Source organism: Trinickia soli, assembly GCF_002879855.1.
In the GTDB taxonomy this organism is placed as follows: Bacteria; Pseudomonadota; Gammaproteobacteria; order Burkholderiales; family Burkholderiaceae; genus Trinickia; species Trinickia soli.
On record NZ_PNYB01000035.1, the window covers coordinates 1 to 19,641 of the forward strand.

A 19,641-nucleotide genomic window follows, 5' to 3' on the forward strand; every position below is an offset into this window, starting at 1 on the left:
AGTCCACAGCCGGTGCTCAGGCCGTTCTATCGAACAGCCTGAGCACAAGCACTACCTAGTCTAGCCCGCCGCCAAAGGGGACATCTCTATCTTGGGCAAAAGGGGACATTTCAATTTTGGATTGACATCAGGAGACAAAAATTCATAGTCTCAGGCTGTTTCGCCGTCGTACGCCCGCTGCAACTGCGCGATGTCGAGCTTGCACATCTGCATCATTGCGTGCATGACCCGCGCCGAACGCTCGCGATCCTGGTCGCGCAGCATCTCGCCGAGCACGGTTGGCACGACCTGCCATGTCACGCCGAACCGGTCGCGCAGCCATCCGCATTGGAGCCGCTCCCCCCCTTCGCCCAGCTTGTCCCAGAGCGCGTCCACCTCCGCTTGCGTGCGGCAATGAATGAAAAACGAAATCGCCGGCGAAAACGCCATCTGCGGATTCGGGCCGCCGTTCAGGGCGATGAAGGTCTGCCCGTCGAGTTCGAACGTCACGCTCATGACGCTACCTTTCTCTCGGGGTCCGGCTTCTCCATAGTGCATCACGTCGACGATCTTCGAACGCTCAAAGACGGACGTATAAAACGCAGCCGCCTGCTCGGCTTCGCGATCGAACCACAGAAACGGCGTGATCTTTTGCATGCTCTCTCCTTTTTACGGTTCGCATCGGCAGCGCGCCGCATCGTCCGGTCCGCGATCCAGCGATCCAGCGATGCGTACGATGCAGGACGACCGAAACCGGGCCGAATCGATCGCGATGTAAAAATGCACTTTCACCTGTCACATTTACACCGCTCGCGGTCCCATCACGACCGATCCCTCCGCCATCAAGACTAGTCGATGACTGTTGTCATCGGAATAGCGAAAAAATGGCCAACCGTACGAAAAGCGCATGCCGGTCCCGGCTGGCGCGCGCATACTGGCCGCTATCGACGCTATCCGTTCGTCGAACGCCGCCCCCGCCGCGGGAACGGCGGCATGCATCGTGCTTTCGCTCAGTCGCGCGCTCATGCCGCCAACGCCCCGGCCACGGCTCGCGCGGCGCACGGATCATCGAGCGCCGCCTGACAACGCGATGCGATCGCACACCGGGGCGCCTACGGGGCGGAGCCTGAACGTGCATCCACATCGCCGGACGAACTGGAACGGACCGATGGACTATCGTACGTATGCGCCGCGGATTTACTTTCTTCACCCCCTTCTCGTCGGGCCGCTGCAAGCCTGGCCCGCTCACTTCGAGCGCGCGGCGGCGCTCGGCTTCGATCACGTTCTGATCGGCTCGCCGTTCGCCACGGGGCAGGCCGCTCATCTGCAGCTCGTCGCCGATCACGCGCGGGCGCACCCGGTGTTGGGCGCGCCTGGCCACGTCGATGAAACACTGCGTTCGCTGGCTCAAGCCGCACAGACGCACGGGCTCGGGTTGCTCGTGGATATCGTCCTCGATCGCGTCGCGGCCGACGGCGAACTGATACGCGCACATCCGCAGTGGTTTCACCCCTACGAAAGCGCGCGCTCGCGACTCGATCCGCGGCATGCACGCCATGAGGACAATGCGGCCTTCGCGAACTTCGGCGATCCTCACGCGGCCACACAGCTCACCGCCTGGTGGTGCGAGCGTCTCGCGGCGATGATCGATGCCGGCGTGACGGGCTTTCGCTTCGATTCGCCCCATCACGTGCCGCTCGATGCCTGGCAAGCGCTGCGCGCCGCTCTGAAGGCGCGGCGCGATGATGTTCGCCTGCTGGCCTCGACGCCCGGGCTTGCACGCGGCGACCTCGCGCGGCTTGCGCCGGTGGGCTTCGACAGCGTCTTCTCATCGGTCCGCTGGTGGGATTACCGGGCGGACTGGCTCGCCGACGAGCATGCAGCGCTCACGCGCGTCGGCGCGCCGATCGCCTTCCCCGAAGCCCCCTACGGACCGCGCCTTGTCAGCGAGTTCACCTATGCGGCCGATTCCGCGGTGATCGAGCGGGCGTATCGCCGCGCAATCGCGACAAGCGCCGCGCTCGGTACCGGCTGGCTCGTGCCGATGGGCTTCGAATTCGGCATCGCCGAGCCGCTCTCGCCCACGATCGGCAGCGCCGATCGCTATCGCGAAGCCTGCGCCGCCGCGCGCTTCGATCTTTCCGACGCGCTCTCGCAAGCGAATACGTTGCAGCAGCAAACCCCGCTGCTGTCGACCGCTGGCGAAGTGCGTCAATTGTCGGCCGCGGGATCGAACGTCGCCGCCGTCTTGCGCGGCGAGTGCCCCGACCTGCGCGATGCACGCGAAGCCGTATTGCTGCTGGCCAACCCCGATCTGGACCGGCCCACCTATGTCGAGCCCGCGCGGTTCCTCGACGGCGTGCCCGGCAATTTCATGGCGTTCAAGCCGTTGAGCGATCCTTGCACGAGCCAGGCCGAGCCGCTGCCGGCGTTCGCGTTGGCGCCCGGGGAAACGCGCCTTTATCGCGCGCTGCCCTGTCCGAAGGTGGCCGTACGCCGTCCGTCGAAACGCACGTCGACTGCGTCGGCGATGGATGCGCTGGCGGCACCGCGCATCGCGATCGAAAGCGTGACGCCGTCCATCGACGGCGGTCGCTTCGTGGTAAAGCGCGTCGTGGGCGAGGAGGTCGAAATCGGCGCGGCGATTTTCGGGGAAGGCCACGACAAGATTGCCGCCGCGGTGATCTGGCGCGCCACCGATGAAACGGCCTGGCGCGAGGCGCCGATGCTGCCCGCTCAGCCTGCCGGGCTCGATCTCTGGCAAGGCCGCATCCCGCTGACGCGCGTCGGGCGTTACGAGTTCACGGTGATCGCCTGGCGCGACGATTTCGCCTCGCTCGTCGACCATATTCGAAAGAAGCTCGACGCCAATCAATCGGTCGAGCTCGAACTCGAAGAAGCGCGCCATCTACTCGCACGTGTCTTAGCCGAAGCCGAGACGGCCGACGAAACGGGCGTGCAACAGCAGATTCATCAGGATCATCGCGACTACGAAGGACAGCGTGCCGCGATCGCCGAATTGAAGCGTATCGCCATCCGCTTCGCGCATGCGAATGCAACGGCGCGGCTCGAAGTCCTGCTCGCGCCCGACACGGCCGCCGCCATTGCGCGGGCGCGCCATCGTCCCTTTCTTGCGCGCGACGCCACGATGTACCGCATCGACGCCGAGCGCGCCACCGCCCGCTTCGCGAGCTGGTACGAAATCTTCCCGCGCTCGATGAGCGGCGACGCGTCGCGTCACGGCACGTTCGACGATGTCATCGCGCAACTGCCGCGCATCCGCGACATGGGCTTCGACGTGCTTTACTTCCCGCCGATTCACCCGATCGGCAGGATCAATCGCAAGGGGCGCAACAATACACTCAATGCGCAACCGGGCGACGTAGGCAGCCCGTATGCGATCGGCAGTGCGGAAGGCGGCCATACCGCCGTCCACCCGGAGCTCGGTACGCTTGACGATTTCAAGCGGATGCTCGCGGCGGCCCACGCACACGGGCTTGAAATCGCACTCGATTTCGCCATCCAATGCGCGCCCGATCATCCGTGGCTGACCGAACACGCGACGTGGTTCGCCTGGCGCCCCGACGGCACGCTGCGCTATGCCGAGAATCCGCCGAAGAAGTACCAGGACATCGTCAATCCCGAGTTCTACGCGCATGACGCAAAGCCGGCGCTGTGGCTCGCGCTGCGCGATGTCATCGCGTTCTGGATCGATGCCGGCGTGCGCATCTTCCGCGTCGACAATCCGCACACGAAGCCGCTGCCGTTTTGGGAGTGGATGATCGCCGACATTCGTGCGCGCGACCCCGACGTCATCTTTCTATCGGAAGCGTTCACGCGGCCGCGCCTCATGTATCGGCTGGCGAAGCTTGGCTTTTCGCAGTCCTACACGTACTTCACCTGGCGCGAATCGAAGCGCGACTTCACCGAGTATCTGACCGAACTCACGCAGACGAACGTGCGCGAATTCTTCCGCCCGAATTTCTTCGTCAACACGCCCGACATCAACCCGCGGCACCTGCAAGCACAGGGGCGCGCCGGCTTCATGATCCGTGCGGCGCTGGCCGCGACGCTATCGGGGCTGTGGGGTGTCTACAGCGGCTTCGAACTGTGCGAAGCGGCGGCATTGCCGGGCAGCGAAGAGTATCTGGATTCGGAGAAGTATCAGCTGCGCGCGTGGGATTGGCATCGGCCTGGCAACATCGTCGACATCGTCACGATGCTGAACCGGATCCGCCGCGCGAACCCCGCGCTGCATTCGCACCTGGGCCTGACGTTCCTGACTGCGCACAACGACCGCATCCTGTTTTTCGAGAAAGCGACGCCGTCGCGCGAAAACGTCGTCCTGGTGGCGATCAGCCTCGATCCGTTCCAGCCGCAAGAGGCCGATATCGAACTATCCCCACGCACGTATGAGCACTGGCGCATGGGGGAATGGGATGCACTGGCTGTGACCGATCTCGCGACCGGCGCGCGCGGCGAATGGCGCGGACGCCGACAGCACGTGAGACTCGAGCCCGAGCGCCCCTTCGCCATCTGGCGCATCGCGCCGGCGGCCGGCATGCCGCACGACGAACGTGCGCATTGGGCGCTGAGCCACGCTGGCCGTACAGACCAGAGCAGTCCCGTCAGTCAACTGAGCCACGACGGCCATCGCGAGCACGGCGCCCCGGAGACCCACCATGAAGCGTGAAGATCAACCGCTCGACGCGGCTGCCGCCGAGTCGGGCGCGCGCGCACGCGCGGCGCGACGTCGAGCCCGCGGCGCGCTCTCGGACGATCCGCTCTGGTACAAAGACGCGATCATCTATCAGGTCCATGTGAAGTCGTTCTTCGATGCGAACAACGACGGCGTAGGCGACTTCGCGGGTTTGATCGCCAAGCTCGATTACATCGCCGAACTGGGCGTCAATACGATCTGGCTGCTGCCGTTCTACCCGTCGCCGCGCCGCGACGACGGCTACGACATCGCCGATTACCGCAACGTCCACCCCGATTACGGCACGCTCGCCGACGCGCGCCGCTTCATCCAAGGGGCGCACGCGCGCGGCATGCGCGTCGTCACGGAACTCGTCATCAACCACACGTCGGATCAACACCCGTGGTTCCAGCGTGCACGTCGCGCCAAACCGGGATCGAACCATCGCAACTATTACGTCTGGTCGGACACCGACAAGAAGTACGAAGGCACGCGCATCATCTTCATCGACACCGAGCCGTCGAACTGGACCCACGATCCCGTCGCGGGCGCCTACTACTGGCATCGTTTCTACTCGCATCAGCCCGATCTGAACTTCGACAATCCGGCCGTGATGCGCGAAGTGCTGCAGGTCATGCGCTTCTGGCTCGATATGGGAATCGACGGGCTGCGCCTCGACGCCGTGCCGTACCTCGTCGAACGCGAAGGCACGAGCAACGAGAATCTGCCGGAAACGCACGCGGTTCTGAAGCGCATCCGCGCCACGATCGATGCCGAGTATCCGAACCGGATGCTGTTGGCCGAGGCCAACCAATGGCCCGAAGACGTGCAGGAATACTTCGGCCAGGAAGACGAATGCCATATGGCGTTTCACTTCCCGCTGATGCCGCGCATCTACATGGCCATCGCGAGCGAGGACCGCTTCCCGATCACCGACATCATGCGGCAGACGCCCGAGTTGCCGCCTTCGTGCCAATGGGCGATCTTTCTGCGCAACCATGACGAGCTCACGCTCGAGATGGTGACCGATTCCGAGCGCGACTATCTGTGGAACACCTACGCGAGCGACCGACGCGCGCGGCTGAACCTCGGCATACGCCGTCGGCTCGCGCCGCTGATGGAGCGCGATCGACGCCGCATCGAGCTCATCAATTCGCTGCTGCTTTCGATGCCGGGCACGCCCGTGATTTATTACGGCGACGAACTCGGCATGGGCGACAACATTCACCTGGGCGATCGCGACGGCGTGCGCACGCCGATGCAATGGTCGTCCGATCGCAACGGCGGGTTTTCGCGCGCAGACCCCGAGCAGCTGGTCCTGCCGCCCGTCATGGGGACGCTGTACGGTTTCGACGCCATCAACGTCGAAGCGCAAACGCGCGATCCGCATTCGTTGCTCAATTGGACGCGCCGCATGCTCGCCACGCGCCGGTCCAAGCACGCGTTCGGACGCGGGACGATCCGCTTCCTGCGTCCGTCCAATCGCAAGATCCTTGCGTACCTGCGCGAGATGGAAGGCGAAGCGCCGATTCTCTGCGTCGCGAACCTGTCGCGTGCGCCGCAAGCGGTTGAACTCGACTTGTCCGAATTCGCGGGCCGCGTGCCCGTGGAAATGACGGCCGACTCCGTGTTCCCCGCCATCGGCCAGCTCACCTACCTGCTGACGTTCCCGCCCTACGGCTTTCTTTGGTTTCTGCTGTGCAACCGGGAGGACCGCCCGTCGTGGGCTCAGGCCAACTCCGAGCAGTTGCCCGAGTTCGTTACGCTCGTCATGCGCGCGGGACAAACGGGGCCGACGCCGGAAAACGTCCGCCTGCTCGAATCGGAGGTGCTGCCTTCGTATCTGAGCCGTCGCCGTTGGTTCGCGTCGAAGGATCAGAAACTGCATAGCGTACGGCTCGCCGCATTGACGACGATCCCCGATGCGGGTTTCGCCTTCACCGAAATCGAGGCCGATGTCGGCCGCCACACCGAGCGCTATGTGTTGCCGCTCGCGATCAGTTGGGGCGCCGATACGACCGTGCCCCTGTTCATGCAGCTCGCGCTGGCTCGCGTGCGTCGCGGCCGCAACATCGGCCACCTGACGGACGCCTTTGCGTTACCGCTGTTTGCGCACGGTGTACTGCAGAAACTGCGCGAGCGCGCGGCGGTGCCGACCGTGCAGAAGAGCGAAATCCGCTTCCTGCCGACGGCGCGTTTCGGTGAGCTCGATGCGCTCGGCGATGCGCCCGAGATCCGCTGGATCGCGGCGGAGCAAAGCAACAGTTCGCTCGTGATGGGCGAGCGCGCCGTGCTCAAACTGGTGCGTCGGTTGATCGGCGGCATTCACCCCGAAGCCGAAATGAGCCGCCATCTGACCGAGATCGGCTACGCCAATACTGCGCCGCTCTATGGCGAAGTGGTCCGCGTCGATCCGCAGGGCGTGCCGCATACGCTCGCGTTGCTCCAGGGGTTCATCGAGAACCAGGGCGATGCCTGGAATTGGGCGCTCGATTACCTGCGGCGGGTCATCGACGAGTTGGCGTTGAGGCCCGAAACCGAGGAAGTCGACACCGACATGATCGAGGGCTACCGCGCGCTGGCCGGCACGATCGGCCGTCGGTTGGGCGAGTTGCATGCCGCGCTGGCGGCGCCCTGCGATGATCCCGCGTTTGCTCCCGAGCAAGCCAGCGCGGCCGACGTGCGCAGCTGGATCGAGGGCGCCCGTTCGATGCTGGAGCACGCGCTCGACGTGTTGGCCGCCGAGGCTGCCAAGGAAGGCACCTCGATCGACGAGGACACGCGTGCGCTCGCCCAAGCGTTGATCGGCCGGCGCGCTGCGCTCGTCGAAGCGCTCGAACGGCATGTGCCGCACGACATCGACGCACTGCGTACCCGAGTGCATGGCGATTTCCATCTGGGCCAGGTGCTGATCGCGCAAAACGATGTCTACCTGATCGATTTCGAGGGCGAGCCGGCCCGCAGCCTCGACGAGCGTCGCACGAAACGCAGCCCGCTCGTCGATGTCGCCGGCATGCTGCGCTCGTTCTCCTATGCCAGCGCGGCGGCTCAGCCCGTTTCCGAAAACGCCCCCGCGCAAACGGCCGACCGCAAGCGCTCGCTGTTCGAGCGCTTCCGCGAGGAAGGTCAGGACAGCTTCCTGGCCGGCTATCGCAAGGCGATTGCCCAGGCCGTGCGCCCGGTGGTTGCGCCGGAAGCCGAACAGGTGCTGCTCGATTTGTTCCTCGTCGAAAAAGCCGCCTACGAAGTGCGCTACGAAGCGGCGAACCGGCCCACTTGGCTTGGGTTGCCGCTGCGTGGCCTGGCCTCGCTGGCCGCGCGGCTCCTCGGCGAGACGAAACATGACGGCGACGAAGCACCGGCGCCTGCGCAAACGTGAGGATGGCCGAAATGGGCTCTATGAAAGATCAATCCGCACGGATCCGCGAGATTGCCGATCGCGACCCATTGGCGGGGCTGCATCCCGTCGACCTCGAGGCGCTCGTCGATGCCCGACACCCCGACCCGTTCTCTCAACTCGGGCTGCATCGGACCGCAGACGGCCATGTCGTGCGCGCCATGCTGCCCGGTGCGGCAAGCGTGGCCGTCGTTGCTCGCGCGAACGGCCAATGCATCGGCAGGCTCACGCAAATCGATTCGCGCGGCCTGTTCGCAGGACGCGTCGAGCGCGCGGAACCCTATCGGCTTCATATCGACTGGCATGGCGTCGAGCAGGAGACCGAAGATCCCTACTCGTTCGGCCCGGTACTGTCCGAAGATGCGCTCGCCCGCCTCGCGCGCGCCGATCCGTATGCCGTGCTCGATTGCCTCGGCTCCCGGCCCTGCACGCTCGACGGCATCCCCGGCGTGCGCTTCGCGGTGTGGGCGCCCAATGCGCGGCGCGTGTCCGTGGTCGGCGACTTCAACACGTGGGACGGCCGACGGCATCCGATGCGGCTGCGCCACGTAGCCGGCGTATGGGAACTGTTCGTGCCGCGGCTGTCCGCCGGCGCAAGTTACAAGTACGAGATCGTCGCGCGCGACGGGCGCACGCTGCCGCTCAAAGCCGATCCTTGCGCGCTGCAAACCGAACGCACGCCCGCAACGGCATCGATCGTCGCCGATTGGAGCGCCATCGACCAATTCACCTGGACCGACGGCGCCTGGATCGCCAATCGCGCGTCGCTGCAAAACGCCCGTGCACCGATCGCCATCTACGAGGTGCATGCGGAATCGTGGCTGCGCGTCGAAGAAGACGGCCGCCGCGGGCTCGATTGGTACGAACTCGCCGATCGGCTCATTCCGTACGCGCTCGGTATGGGCTTTACGCACATCGAATTCCTGCCGATCGCCGAGCATCCGTTCGGCGGCTCCTGGGGCTATCAACCGCTCTCGCAGTTCGCGCCGTCGGCGCGTTTCGGACCGCCGCAGGGCTTCGCGCATTTCGTCAATCGGGCTCATGAAGCGGGCCTTGGCGTAATCCTCGATTGGGTCAGCGCGCACTTTCCGAACGACGCGCACGGCCTGATTCAATTCGACGGTACGCCGCTTTACGAACATCAGGATCCGCGCGAGGGCTATCACCAGGATTGGAACACGATGATCTACAACCTCGGCCGCAACGAGGTCAGCGCGTTCCTGGTCGCATCGGCGCTTGCGTGGCTGCTGCGTTATCACGTCGACGGCCTGCGCGTGGACGCCGTCGCATCGATGCTCTATCGCGATTATTCGCGCGCGCAAGGCGAGTGGGTGCCGAACATCTACGGCGGCCGCGAAAACCTCGAAGCGATCGCGTTCCTGAAGCGGGTCAATCACGAAGTCGCCTACGCGCCGGGCGTGCCGGGCGCGATCACGATCGCCGAAGAATCGACGGCATGGCCCGGCGTGACGGCTCGCATCGAGGACGGCGGGCTCGGCTTCGATTTCAAATGGAACATGGGCTGGATGCACGACACGTTGCACTACATGCATGAAGACCCGGTCTACCGCCGCTATCATCATCACAACATGACGTTCGGGATGGTCTACGCGTACTCCGAACGGTTTGTGCTGCCGCTCTCGCATGACGAAGTCGTGCATGGCAAAGGCTCGCTGCTCGGCAAAATGCCCGGCGACCGCTGGCAGCAATTCGCGAACCTGCGCGCGTACTTCGGTTTCATGTGGACCCACCCCGGCAAAAAGCTGCTGTTCATGGGCGGGGAGCTCGCGCAGTACGGCGAGTTCAATCACGACGCCTCGCCGCATTGGCATCTGCTCGACGACCCGATGCACCACGGCGTGCAAACGCTGGTGCGCGACCTGAATCGCCTCTATGCGGCGGAGCCGGCACTGCATGCACTCGATGCCGAGCCGGGCGGCTTCGAATGGCTCGTCGGCGACGACAGCGGCAACAGCGTCTTCGCCTATCGACGCTGCGACGGCAGCGGGCGCGAGGTGGCCGTCATCTGCAACTTCACGCCCGTGCCGCGCCATGGCTACCGCATCGGCATGCAGCGCGCAGGCTGGTGGGCCGAAGTGCTCAACACCGATGCGGCAGCCTACGGCGGCTCGAACGTCGGCAATTCGGGGGGCGTCGTCACGCAGGACGTCGCAAGCCACGGCAAACCGCAATCGGTCGTACTGACGATACCGCCTCTGGCCACGATCATCCTGCGCGCCGAATGACGGTGCGCAACATGGCGCCGGCCCGGACCATGACGAAAACAGCAATTGCCATCAGAACCAGGATGCGGCATGGCGAATTCACTACCCGAGCGGCTCGATCCCGGGGCACCGTATCCGCTCGGCGCGACTTGGGACGGGCTCGGGGTCAATTTCGCCGTGTTCTCCGCGAATGCGCAGCAGATCGATCTATGCCTGTTCGATCCGGCCGGCCATAAAGAAATCGCACGGCTGCCGCTGCCCGAATGCATCGATGAAGTCTGGCATGGCTACCTGCCCGGCGCGCACCCGGGCACCGTGTACGGCTTTCGCGCGTACGGTCCTTATCAACCGCAATATGGCCATCGCTTCAACCCGGCCAAGCTGTTGCTGGACCCGTACGCGAAAAAACTGACCGGGTCGTTTCGCGCCTCCGATGCATTGTTCGGCTACCGCCCTCATTCGAGCCGACAGGATTTGTCGCTGGACAAACGCGACTCGGCGCCCGCCGTGCCGAAATGCGTCGTCATCGACGAAGCATTCGATTGGTCGCGCGACGCGCGCCCCGACCTGCCTTGGCCTGAGACCGTCATCTACGAGGCGCATCTGCGCGGCGTGTCGATGCTCAATCCGGACTTGCGCGCGCACGAGCGTGGGACGTTCGCGGCGCTCGCGTCGCCGCGTTTCATCGACCATCTGCACACGCTCGGTATCACGGCCATCGAGCTATTGCCGATTCACGCCTTCTTCGACGAGCGCTTTCTGCTCGAACGCAAGTTGACGAACTACTGGGGCTACAACACGGCCGCCTTCTTCGCGCCCCATCCGTCATACCTGTCGACGCGGCGCTTGAACGAAGTGCGCATCGCCGTGCGTCAGTTGCACGCCGCGGGCATCGAAGTGTTTCTCGATGTGGTGTACAACCATACCTGTGAAGGCAACGAACTCGGGCCCACCGTCTGTTGGCGCGGCTTCGACAACGCCAGCTACTATCGGCTCATTCCCGGCGACGAGCGCCACTACATCAACGACACGGGCTGCGGCAATACGCTCAATCTTTCGCATCCGCGCGTGTTGCAAATGGTGATGGATTCGCTGCGCTACTGGGTGAACGCATTTCACGTCGACGGATTCCGTTTCGATCTCGGCGTCACGCTCGGTCGGGAAGGGCCGGGGTTCGATCCCGGTTCAGGCTTCTTCGACGCCATCCGACAAGATCCGCTTCTGTCGCAGCGCAAGCTGATCTCCGAGCCTTGGGACATCGGCCCCGGCGGTTACCAGGTGGGCCGACATCCGCCGGGCTTCGCCGAATGGAACGACAAATTCCGCGATTGCGTGCGGCGGTTCTGGCGCGGCGATGCGGGGATGCGGGCAGAACTCGCCGCACGCATCACAGGCTCGGCCGAGCTCTTCAATCACCGCTTCAGACGTCCGTGGGCTTCGGTGAACTATGTCGCCTCTCATGACGGCTTCACGCTGGCCGATGTCACCGCCTACGAGCATAAGCACAACGAAGCGAACGGCGAAGACAACGCCGACGGTCACAACGAAAATTGCAGCGCGAATTGGGGCGTCGAAGGCCCGACCGACGACCCGGCCATCAACGCGATGCGCGCACGCGTCGCACGCTCGATGCTGATGAGCGTGTTCACGTCGCTCGGGACGCCGATGCTGGCCGCCGGCGACGAGTTCGGGCGCAGCCAGCGCGGCAATAACAACGCATATTGTCAGGACAACGAACTATCGTGGCTCGACTGGGGGTTGGCCGAATCGGCCGAAGGCAAGGCGTTGACCGCATTTGCCGCACGCCTGATCGCGTTGCGACGCCAATACCCGCTGCTGCGCGACACGCGCTTTTTGCGTGGCGACGCCGAGGTGCTGCCCGGCGTCAAAGATGTCGAATGGTTCGATGAACGCGGCGAGCCGCTCACGAGCGAGGCATGGCAAGACCACGACGCGGGCGCGCTGACGCAGCGCCGCGCCGGCCGAAACCTCGAAGGCGGACTCGACGTACTGCTGCTGATGCATAACGGCTCGAATCTGGACCTCATGTTCACGCCGCCCGAGCCGTCTCTGGAATGGAATGTGCTCGCAGACAGCACTGCCCCGAACGCACCCGCACAGCGTCACGACAGCGGGCAATGGAAAGTCGGCGCACACGGCTTCCTGCTGCTCGCCGCGCAACTCCCAAGGACTGAGGGCGCGATGCCCTCCGGTGCGTCGGCGGCATAGGTCCGATCATCGTCTCGCATGCGTGAACAAGGAGCCGTTGACATGTCCGAACATCGATCCGAACCGCAGGTTGGCCGCGCGCATCGGTTACCGTTCGGCGCCGAGTTGATCGGCGTGCAGCAAGGCGAAGGCCCGCGCACGCGATTTCGTCTGTGGGCGCCGTCGCGCTCGACCGTGCGCGTCGAATTCGAATACGAAGGCAAGGCGGGCACCGTCCAGATGGCGCCGGCCGGCGAGGGCTGGTTCGAAGCCCAGGCGCCATGCGGCGCGGGCACGCGCTACCGTTATCGGCTCGACGGCGATCTCGCCGTCCCGGATCCAGCCTCGCGCTTTCAACCCGAGGATGTCCATGGGCCGAGCGAAGTCGTCGACCCACTCGCGTACCGGTGGAAGCTCCCGGATTGGCGCGGGCGTGCCTGGAACGAGATGGTGATCTACGAGCTGCACGTCGGCGCACTCGGCGGCTACGCCAATGTCGCGCGCCGCTTGTCGCACATCGCGCAGTTGGGCGCGACGGCCATCGAACTGATGCCGCTCAACGATTTCGCGGGCCATCGCAATTGGGGCTACGACGGCGTATTGCCGTTCGCGCCCGACTCCGCTTATGGTCGCCCCGAAGAGCTCAAGGCGTTGATCGATCATGCTCACGAACTGGGCATTGCCGTGCTGCTCGATGTGGTCTACAACCACTTCGGCCCCGAGGGCAATTATCTGCCGCAGTATGCGAAGGCGTTCTTCCGCGACGATGTCACGACGCCGTGGGGCCCCGCGATCGACTTCCGCCGCAAACCCGTGCGCGAATTCTTCTGCGAAAACGCGCTCTACTGGCTCAACGAATATCGCTTCGACGGACTGCGCATCGACGCCGTCCATGCGATCGGCGACGACGGCTGGCTACGCGAGCTCGCCGATCGCGTGCATGCGTCTATCGGCTCGCAACGGCACGTGCATCTCGTCCTCGAAAACGAGCGCAACACGGCGAGCCTGCTGCAATCGCACTTCGATGCGCAATGGAACGACGATGCGCACAACACGCTGCACGTGTTGCTCACCGGCGAACACGAGGGCTACTACCGCGCCTACGCGGATCGTCCCATCGCCAGGCTCGCACGCGTACTGTCGGAAGGTTTCGCCTATCAGGGCGAGCCTTCGCCGATTCATGACGGCGCGGCGCGCGGCGAGCCGAGCACGCACTTGTCCCCGACGTCCTTCGTCATGTTCCTGCAGAACCACGATCAGATCGGCAACCGCGCTTTCGGCGAACGTCTGCGTACACTGTGCGCGCCATCGGCGCTGCTTGCCGCGACGGCGCTCATGTTGCTGTCGCCGCAGATTCCGCTGCTGTTCATGGAAGAAGAATTTGGTTCGACGCAGCCGTTTCTCTACTTCACAGACTATGGCGGGCAACTCGCCGAAGCGGTGCGCGAAGGACGTCGGCGCGAATTCGCGAAGTTCTCGGCGTTCAACGACCCCGAACGGCGCGCGCGCATTCCCGATCCGAACGCGGCGCAGACGTTCGCGCTCTCTTCTCCGCCTACCGAAGAAGAGCCGAACGGAAGCGGCGACGCGACGCATCCCAACGGCATGGGCGATCGCGCGGCGTGGCTCCACTTCTACCGTTCCGCGCTTGCCGTGCGCGCAAAGCTGATTGCGCCACGCTTGAACGGCGCACGGGCACTCGGTGTCGAGCTATTGCGAACGGCGAGCGGTCTCGACGCCAATGCGCTCGTCGCACGCTGGCGTCTCGGCGATGGCGAGACACTGGCCGTCGCGCTGAACCTGACTTCGGACACGCTTCCGTTCAATCCGCAGCCCGCGGGCAGGGTCATCTTCGAAACGCCGCCGCGCGCACGAGACAGGGTCGACGCCGGGCAATTGCCCGCTTACGCCTTCATCGCCTGGCTCACGGGCGATGTCAACGCGTTCGCGCAGGGACATGACGCCCGCGTCGCCGCACCTGCGGGGAGCGCACCATGAGCGGGCGAGCGGCGGCTTCGGGGCGGGAAACGATCGAGCGGATCGCTGCGCGCGCCGGCTTTGAAGTGCATTGGGAAGACGCGAACAAAGCGACTCATCGGGTGAAGCCCGACACGCTCGCCACGTTGCTCACGGCGCTCGGCCTGCCTTGCGACACGCGCGAGCAGGCCAAAGAGACGCTGGCGATGCTCGACGCCGAGCGAGCCGAGCCCCCGCTTCCGCCGCTCGTCACCGCGGAATGCCATCGCGCGACGGCGCTACCGGTCGCATCGCTGAATGCCGGTGCGACCTATCGCATCGAACTCGAACGCGGCGGCGTCATCGAAGGGCGCCTGGGTACGCCGAAGGGCGAATCGCCGCTACTCGCACCGATTTCGGAACCCGGCTATCACGTGCTCGAACTGGGCGACCAACGTGTTCGACTCGCGGTCGCGCCGCCGCGCTGCTATACGATCGCCGACGCGTGTCGCGATGCAGGCGGGCCGCCCGAAGCGCGACGCACGAATGACGACGCGCCACGCGCAGCCGCGATCTGGGGGATCGGCGCGCAACTCTACGGCTTGCGGCGCGTCGGTGACGGCGGCATCGGCGATTACACCGCGCTTGCTTCATTGGCGCGACGAGGCGCACAAGCAGGCGCCGACGCCATGGCCATCAGCCCCACCCACGCGATGTTCAGCGCGGACCCGGGCAAAATCAGTCCCTACTCCCCGTCGTCACGGCTACTGTTGAACGTCGCGCATATCGATCCCGCCAGCGTCTTCGGCGCCGACGCTTTCGCAGCCGTACTCGACGCGCACGGCGCGGAAGGTGCCGCCCCGCTTCGGGAACAGTGGGCTGCACTCGAAGCGCTGCCCCTCATCGATTGGCGCAACGTCGTCAAGCTGCGACTGACGGTGCTGCGCGCGCTCTACGAGCGGTTTTGCGCGCACGATCGTGCGGGCACGAGCGCCGCTGCGCCATTGGCACGCGACTTCGATGCATTCTGCGCGCAAGGCGGCCATGCATTGGAGGATCACGCGCGGTTCGAGGCGATCGATGCGATCCAGCGGGGGCAGCACGGCATCGGCCACTGGCGCGATTGGCCCGACTCGCTGACGGACCCGCGCCATCCGCGAGTGCAAGCCTTCGCACGCGAACACCGCCATGAAGTGGACTTCCATCTGTTCCTGCAGTGGCTGGCCGCGAAAGGGCTCAAAGGGGCGCAGCAGGCTGCGCGCGAGGCCGGCATGGCGATCGGACTCGTGACCGACCTCGCGGTCGGCTGCGACGGCGCGGGCAGTCACGCCTGGTCGTACCGCGACGACATGCTGCAGCGCGTGTCGGTCGGTGCGCCGCCCGACCTGTTCAATCAAGCGGGCCAGGCTTGGGGTTTGACGACGTTCTCGCCGCGGGCCATGCGCACACAGGGGTTCAGCGCCTTCATCGACATGCTGCGCGCCACCTTCGCTTATGGCGGCGGCTTGCGCATCGACCACGTGCTCGGCCTGCAGCGCCTCTGGCTCGTCCCCAAGGGCGCGAGCGCTGCCGATGGCGCCTACCTGCGGTACCCGCTCACCGATTGCCTGCGGTTGATCGCGCTCGAATCGCTGCGGCATCGCGCGATCGTCATTGGCGAGGATCTCGGCACCGTGCCCGACGGCTTCCGCGAACGCTTGGCGCGTCACGGTCTGCTCGGCATCCGCGTGCTCTGGTTCGAACGCAGCGCAGACCGCGGCACCTTTACGGCGCCGCCGCAATGGAGCCGAACGGCGATCGCGACAACGACCACCCACGATTTGCCGACCGTTGCCGGCTGGTGGAGCGGCGCCGACATTGCGTGGCGCGACCGCATCGGACAGACCGCGCCCCGCGCGGACGGCCGCGACCCCGTCGCGCTGGCCAACGCCGAGCGGGCCGCCGATCGCCATGCGCTGTGGCGCGCTTTTCAGCTGGCGGGCGTCGCGGCAACCGGCGTCGGCGCGCCGCCGAAAGATCAGGCGCCCATCGACGAGGCACTCGGCTTCGTCGCGTCGACGCCCGCCCCGCTCGCGCTCTACCCGCTCGAAGACCTTCTGGGCCTCACCGATCAGCCGAACCTGCCGGGCTCGATCGACGAACATCCGAACTGGCGCCGACGCCTCGATGCGCCGCTCGACGCCCTGTTCGAAGACAGCGCGCTGAACGATCGGCTACTTGCACTGGCGAACAAACGCGGACGTGCCGCCCGCTCGTCCACCGCACCGGCTTCCCCCGCTACCGCACCCTCCGAATCGCCCGATAAGCCATGACCGTCCCGCGCTCCACGCTACGCCTCCAGCTCCACCGTGGCTTCACGTTCGACAATGCGCTCGCTCATGTCGACTATTTCGCCGCGCTCGGTGTGAGCCACCTCTACCTGTCGCCGATCACGACCGCCATGCCCGGCTCGCTGCACGGCTACGACACGATCGACTATGCGCACGTGAACCCCGAACTGGGCGGCGAACCCGCGCTGCTGCGTCTCTCCGAGGCCGCGCATGCTCGCCAGATGGGGCTTATCGTCGACATCGTTCCGAACCACATGGGCATCGCGGAAGGCCACAATGCCTGGTGGCTCGACATCCTCGAATGGGGGCGGCACGCCACCTATGCGCGCTTCTTCGACGTCGATTGGCATTCGCCCGATCCGGCGCTGCGCGGCAAGGTACATGCGCCCTGTCTGGGCGGCCCTTACGGAGAAGAACTCGCGGCCGGCCGTATCACGTTGTCATTCGATGCGACGCAAGGCCGGTTCAGTGCGCGCTACGCCGACCATCGTTTTCCGATCTGCCCGGTCGACTATCCACAGCTCTTGCGCAGCGTCCCGGCGGCAGAGCATCCCGAGCTGACGGCGCTCGCCGAACGCTTCGATGGTCTCACGGTGCAGCCCGAGCACCGGCAGCGTGCGCAAGCCGCGCTCGATGCACTGCGCGCGTTCGCATCGGATCACGGGACACAGCCATTCGAAGCGGTGCTCGCGGCTCATGCCCCGAACGCCCCGGCTTCGCGCGAGCGATTGCATCGGCTGCTGGAGCGGCAGTTCTTCCGCCTGGCATGGTGGCGCACCGCGGCGGACGAAGTGAACTGGCGGCGCTTCTTCGATATCGGGACGCTCGCGGCCGTGCGCACCGAGCGCATGGAAGTGTTCGACGCCATTCATGCCCTGCCGCTGCGCTTGTTCGCGCAGGGCGTGATCGACGGGCTCCGCATCGATCATGTCGACGGGCTGGTCGATCCTCGCGAATACTGCCAACGTTTGCGCGAGAAACTTGCCGAGCGCGAAGCCGAGCGGCCGCCGCAACTCGATCGTTCGCGCGCGTATGTCGTCGTCGAAAAGATCCTCGCTCGCGGCGAAGCGTTGCCGGCCGAGTGGGGGATCGACGGCACGACGGGATACGACTTCATGAACGACGTCGGCGCGCTGCTGCACGACCCGCAAGGCGAGGCCGCACTGACGGCGGCATGGGCCGAACTGTCCGGGTCGGGGGAGACCTTCGCCGATGCCGGCTACGCGGCACGACGCAAGATCCTCGCCGAAAACCTGTCGAGCGAGCTCGACCGGGCGGCGCGGGGCCTGCACCGCATCGCACGCGAGCAAGCGGCCACACGCGACTATACGTTCACGGCGATCCGTCGCGTGCTGACCGAATTGGCCGTGTACTTTCCCGTCTACCGCATGTACCCGCAAAGCGGCATGCGCACGGCGGCGGACGAAGCGAACTTCCGGCAAGCGCTCGCGGGCGCCCGGTGCTCGCTCGCGCGCGGCGATCATGCGGTCCTCGCATTCGTCGACGCATCGCTCGGTGGCGGCCCCGAGCGCGGCGCCCCCGTCGGCGCGCCGCCGAGCCGCGAACGCCGCACCGCCGCCACGCTGTTCGCGCAGGTGACGGCGCCGTTGGCCGCGAAGGCCATCGAGGATACGGCCTTCTACCGCTATGGCCGCTTGTTGTCGCGCAATGAAGTGGGCGCCAATCCCGGCGAGTTCGCACTCGGCGTCGATGCTTTCCACGAGGCCAATCTCGAACGCGCACGACGTTTCCCGTATGCAATGGTCGCCACGGCCACGCATGATCACAAACGCGGCGAGGACGTACGCGCGCGGCTCGCCGTGCTCAGCGAAATCGCCGATGAGTGGATCGCCAAACTGCGCGCCTGGTCGACGCTGAACGCGCCGCTTCGTCGCCCTTCGTCTTCGCCTTCTCCTGCCGGGCTCTCACTCGCCTGCACGCCGCTGCCGGGCCCCGCGCCCGATTGGGCACCGGGGCCCGCGGCGGAAGCGATGCTTTATCAAACGCTCGTCGGCGCGTGGCCCTATGACCTCGACTTCACCGATGCCGATGCCATCCATGCATTCGCCGAGCGCATCGCCACGTGGCAGCTGAAGGCCTCGCGAGAAGCGAAGTTGGAAACGAGTTGGCATGCTCCCGACGAAGCGTATGAAGCGGCGTCGCGCGCGTTTCTGTTCGACATTCTGGCGCCCCAGCGGCGCGACGGATTTCTGCAAGAGCTGGCTGGATTCGTGGCCCGCATCGAGCGCGCCGGTGCGATCAACAGCTTGCTGCAAACGCTGTTGCGCCTGACATCGCCGGGCGTGCCCGACCTCTATCAAGGCACGGAGCTGTGGGACTTCAGCCTCGTCGATCCGGACAACCGGCGGCCCGTGGACTTCGACAAACTCAGCGCATGGCTCGTCGACACGCCGCCCAGCGAACAACTGCACAACTGGCGCGATGGCCGCATCAAGCTCGGCGTCGTGCATCGCGCATTGACGCTGCGCGCCGTCTCGCCGGCGTTGTTCCTGGAAGGCTCGTACATACCGCTCGCGGTATTGGGCGCCCGCGCGCGTCACGCCATTGCGTTCGCGCGTCAGCACGGCGATGCCTACGCGATCGTCATAGGCACGCGCCTCGCTGCCTCGCTGATGCCGGCATCGAGCGACGTACCGCTCGTCGATCCGGCCGCTTGGGAAGACACGTCGATCGAACTGCCGGCCGCCCTGGCCGGGCGTGCGCTCTTCGATTGCATGAGTCCCGCTGCGCCGAAAGCCGATGAAACGGGGAGGCTGTTCCTGCGCGATGTGTTGACCGCGCTGCCTGTTGCATTGCTCGTCGAAGAAGGCGTGCCGCGCGCTTGAG

8 protein-coding genes are annotated in these 19,641 nt (G+C 65.6%); 7 read left to right on the top strand and 1 reads right to left on the bottom strand.

Going from position 1 to position 19,641, the window contains the following annotated elements:
- Window positions 1-150: 150 nt before the first annotated feature.
- Window positions 151-636 carry a VOC family protein gene (locus C0Z19_RS25735; RefSeq protein WP_102612672.1) on the bottom strand — a complete coding sequence of 162 codons (486 nt, stop codon included), beginning with the start codon at window positions 634-636 and terminating at the stop codon, window positions 151-153.
- A 511-nt stretch (window positions 637-1,147) separates the two neighbouring features.
- Here C0Z19_RS25735 and C0Z19_RS25745 point away from each other — a divergent pair.
- From C0Z19_RS25745 to treY, 7 genes are all read left to right on the top strand, one after another.
- A complete protein-coding gene (locus C0Z19_RS25745; protein WP_102612674.1) occupies window positions 1,148-4,672 on the top strand; it encodes a maltotransferase domain-containing protein in 3,525 nt (1,174 codons plus the stop codon).
- Window positions 4,662-8,057 carry a maltose alpha-D-glucosyltransferase gene (treS, locus tag C0Z19_RS25750; RefSeq protein ID WP_102612675.1) on the top strand — a complete coding sequence of 1,132 codons (3,396 nt, stop codon included), beginning with the start codon at window positions 4,662-4,664 and terminating at the stop codon, window positions 8,055-8,057. Before C0Z19_RS25745 ends, treS begins: the two co-directional genes overlap by 11 nt.
- A 20-nt stretch (window positions 8,058-8,077) precedes the next feature.
- A complete protein-coding gene (gene glgB, locus C0Z19_RS25755; RefSeq protein ID WP_425330316.1) occupies window positions 8,078-10,321 on the top strand; it encodes a 1,4-alpha-glucan branching protein GlgB in 2,244 nt (747 codons plus the stop codon).
- Between the two features lie 69 nt (window positions 10,322-10,390).
- Window positions 10,391-12,529, top strand: a complete 2,139-nt coding sequence (gene glgX, locus C0Z19_RS25760; RefSeq protein WP_102612676.1) for a glycogen debranching protein GlgX — start codon at window positions 10,391-10,393, stop codon at window positions 12,527-12,529.
- A 42-nt stretch (window positions 12,530-12,571) separates the two neighbouring features.
- Complete coding sequence (gene treZ / locus C0Z19_RS25765; RefSeq protein WP_102612677.1) at window positions 12,572-14,506, top strand: malto-oligosyltrehalose trehalohydrolase; 1,935 nt, start codon at window positions 12,572-12,574, stop codon at window positions 14,504-14,506.
- On the top strand, window positions 14,503-16,776 hold the full coding sequence (gene malQ / locus C0Z19_RS25770; protein WP_102612678.1) for a 4-alpha-glucanotransferase: 2,274 nt from the start codon (window positions 14,503-14,505) through the stop codon (window positions 16,774-16,776). Before treZ ends, malQ begins: the two co-directional genes overlap by 4 nt.
- Entirely contained in the window at window positions 16,773-19,640 is a 2,868-nt protein-coding gene (gene treY, locus C0Z19_RS25775; protein ID WP_102612679.1) for a malto-oligosyltrehalose synthase, read from the top strand. Before malQ ends, treY begins: the two co-directional genes overlap by 4 nt.
- The last annotated feature ends 1 nt before the right edge of the window (window position 19,641 follow it).

Bases quoted from the DNA above. Each gene is read 5' to 3' on its own strand.
- C0Z19_RS25745 (WP_102612674.1), top strand. From the start codon at position 1,148: ATGGACTATCGTACGTATGCGCCGCGGATTTACTTTCTTCACCCCCTT.
- glgB (WP_425330316.1), top strand. From the start codon at position 8,078: ATGAAAGATCAATCCGCACGGATCCGCGAGATTGCCGATCGCGACCCA.
- glgX (WP_102612676.1), top strand. From the start codon at position 10,391: ATGGCGAATTCACTACCCGAGCGGCTCGATCCCGGGGCACCGTATCCG.
- treZ (WP_102612677.1), top strand. From the start codon at position 12,572: ATGTCCGAACATCGATCCGAACCGCAGGTTGGCCGCGCGCATCGGTTA.
- treY (WP_102612679.1), top strand. From the start codon at position 16,773: ATGACCGTCCCGCGCTCCACGCTACGCCTCCAGCTCCACCGTGGCTTC.
- C0Z19_RS25735 (WP_102612672.1), bottom strand. From the start codon at position 636: ATGCAAAAGATCACGCCGTTTCTGTGGTTCGATCGCGAAGCCGAGCAG.
- malQ (WP_102612678.1), top strand. From the start codon at position 14,503: ATGAGCGGGCGAGCGGCGGCTTCGGGGCGGGAAACGATCGAGCGGATC.
- treS (WP_102612675.1), top strand. From the start codon at position 4,662: ATGAAGCGTGAAGATCAACCGCTCGACGCGGCTGCCGCCGAGTCGGGC.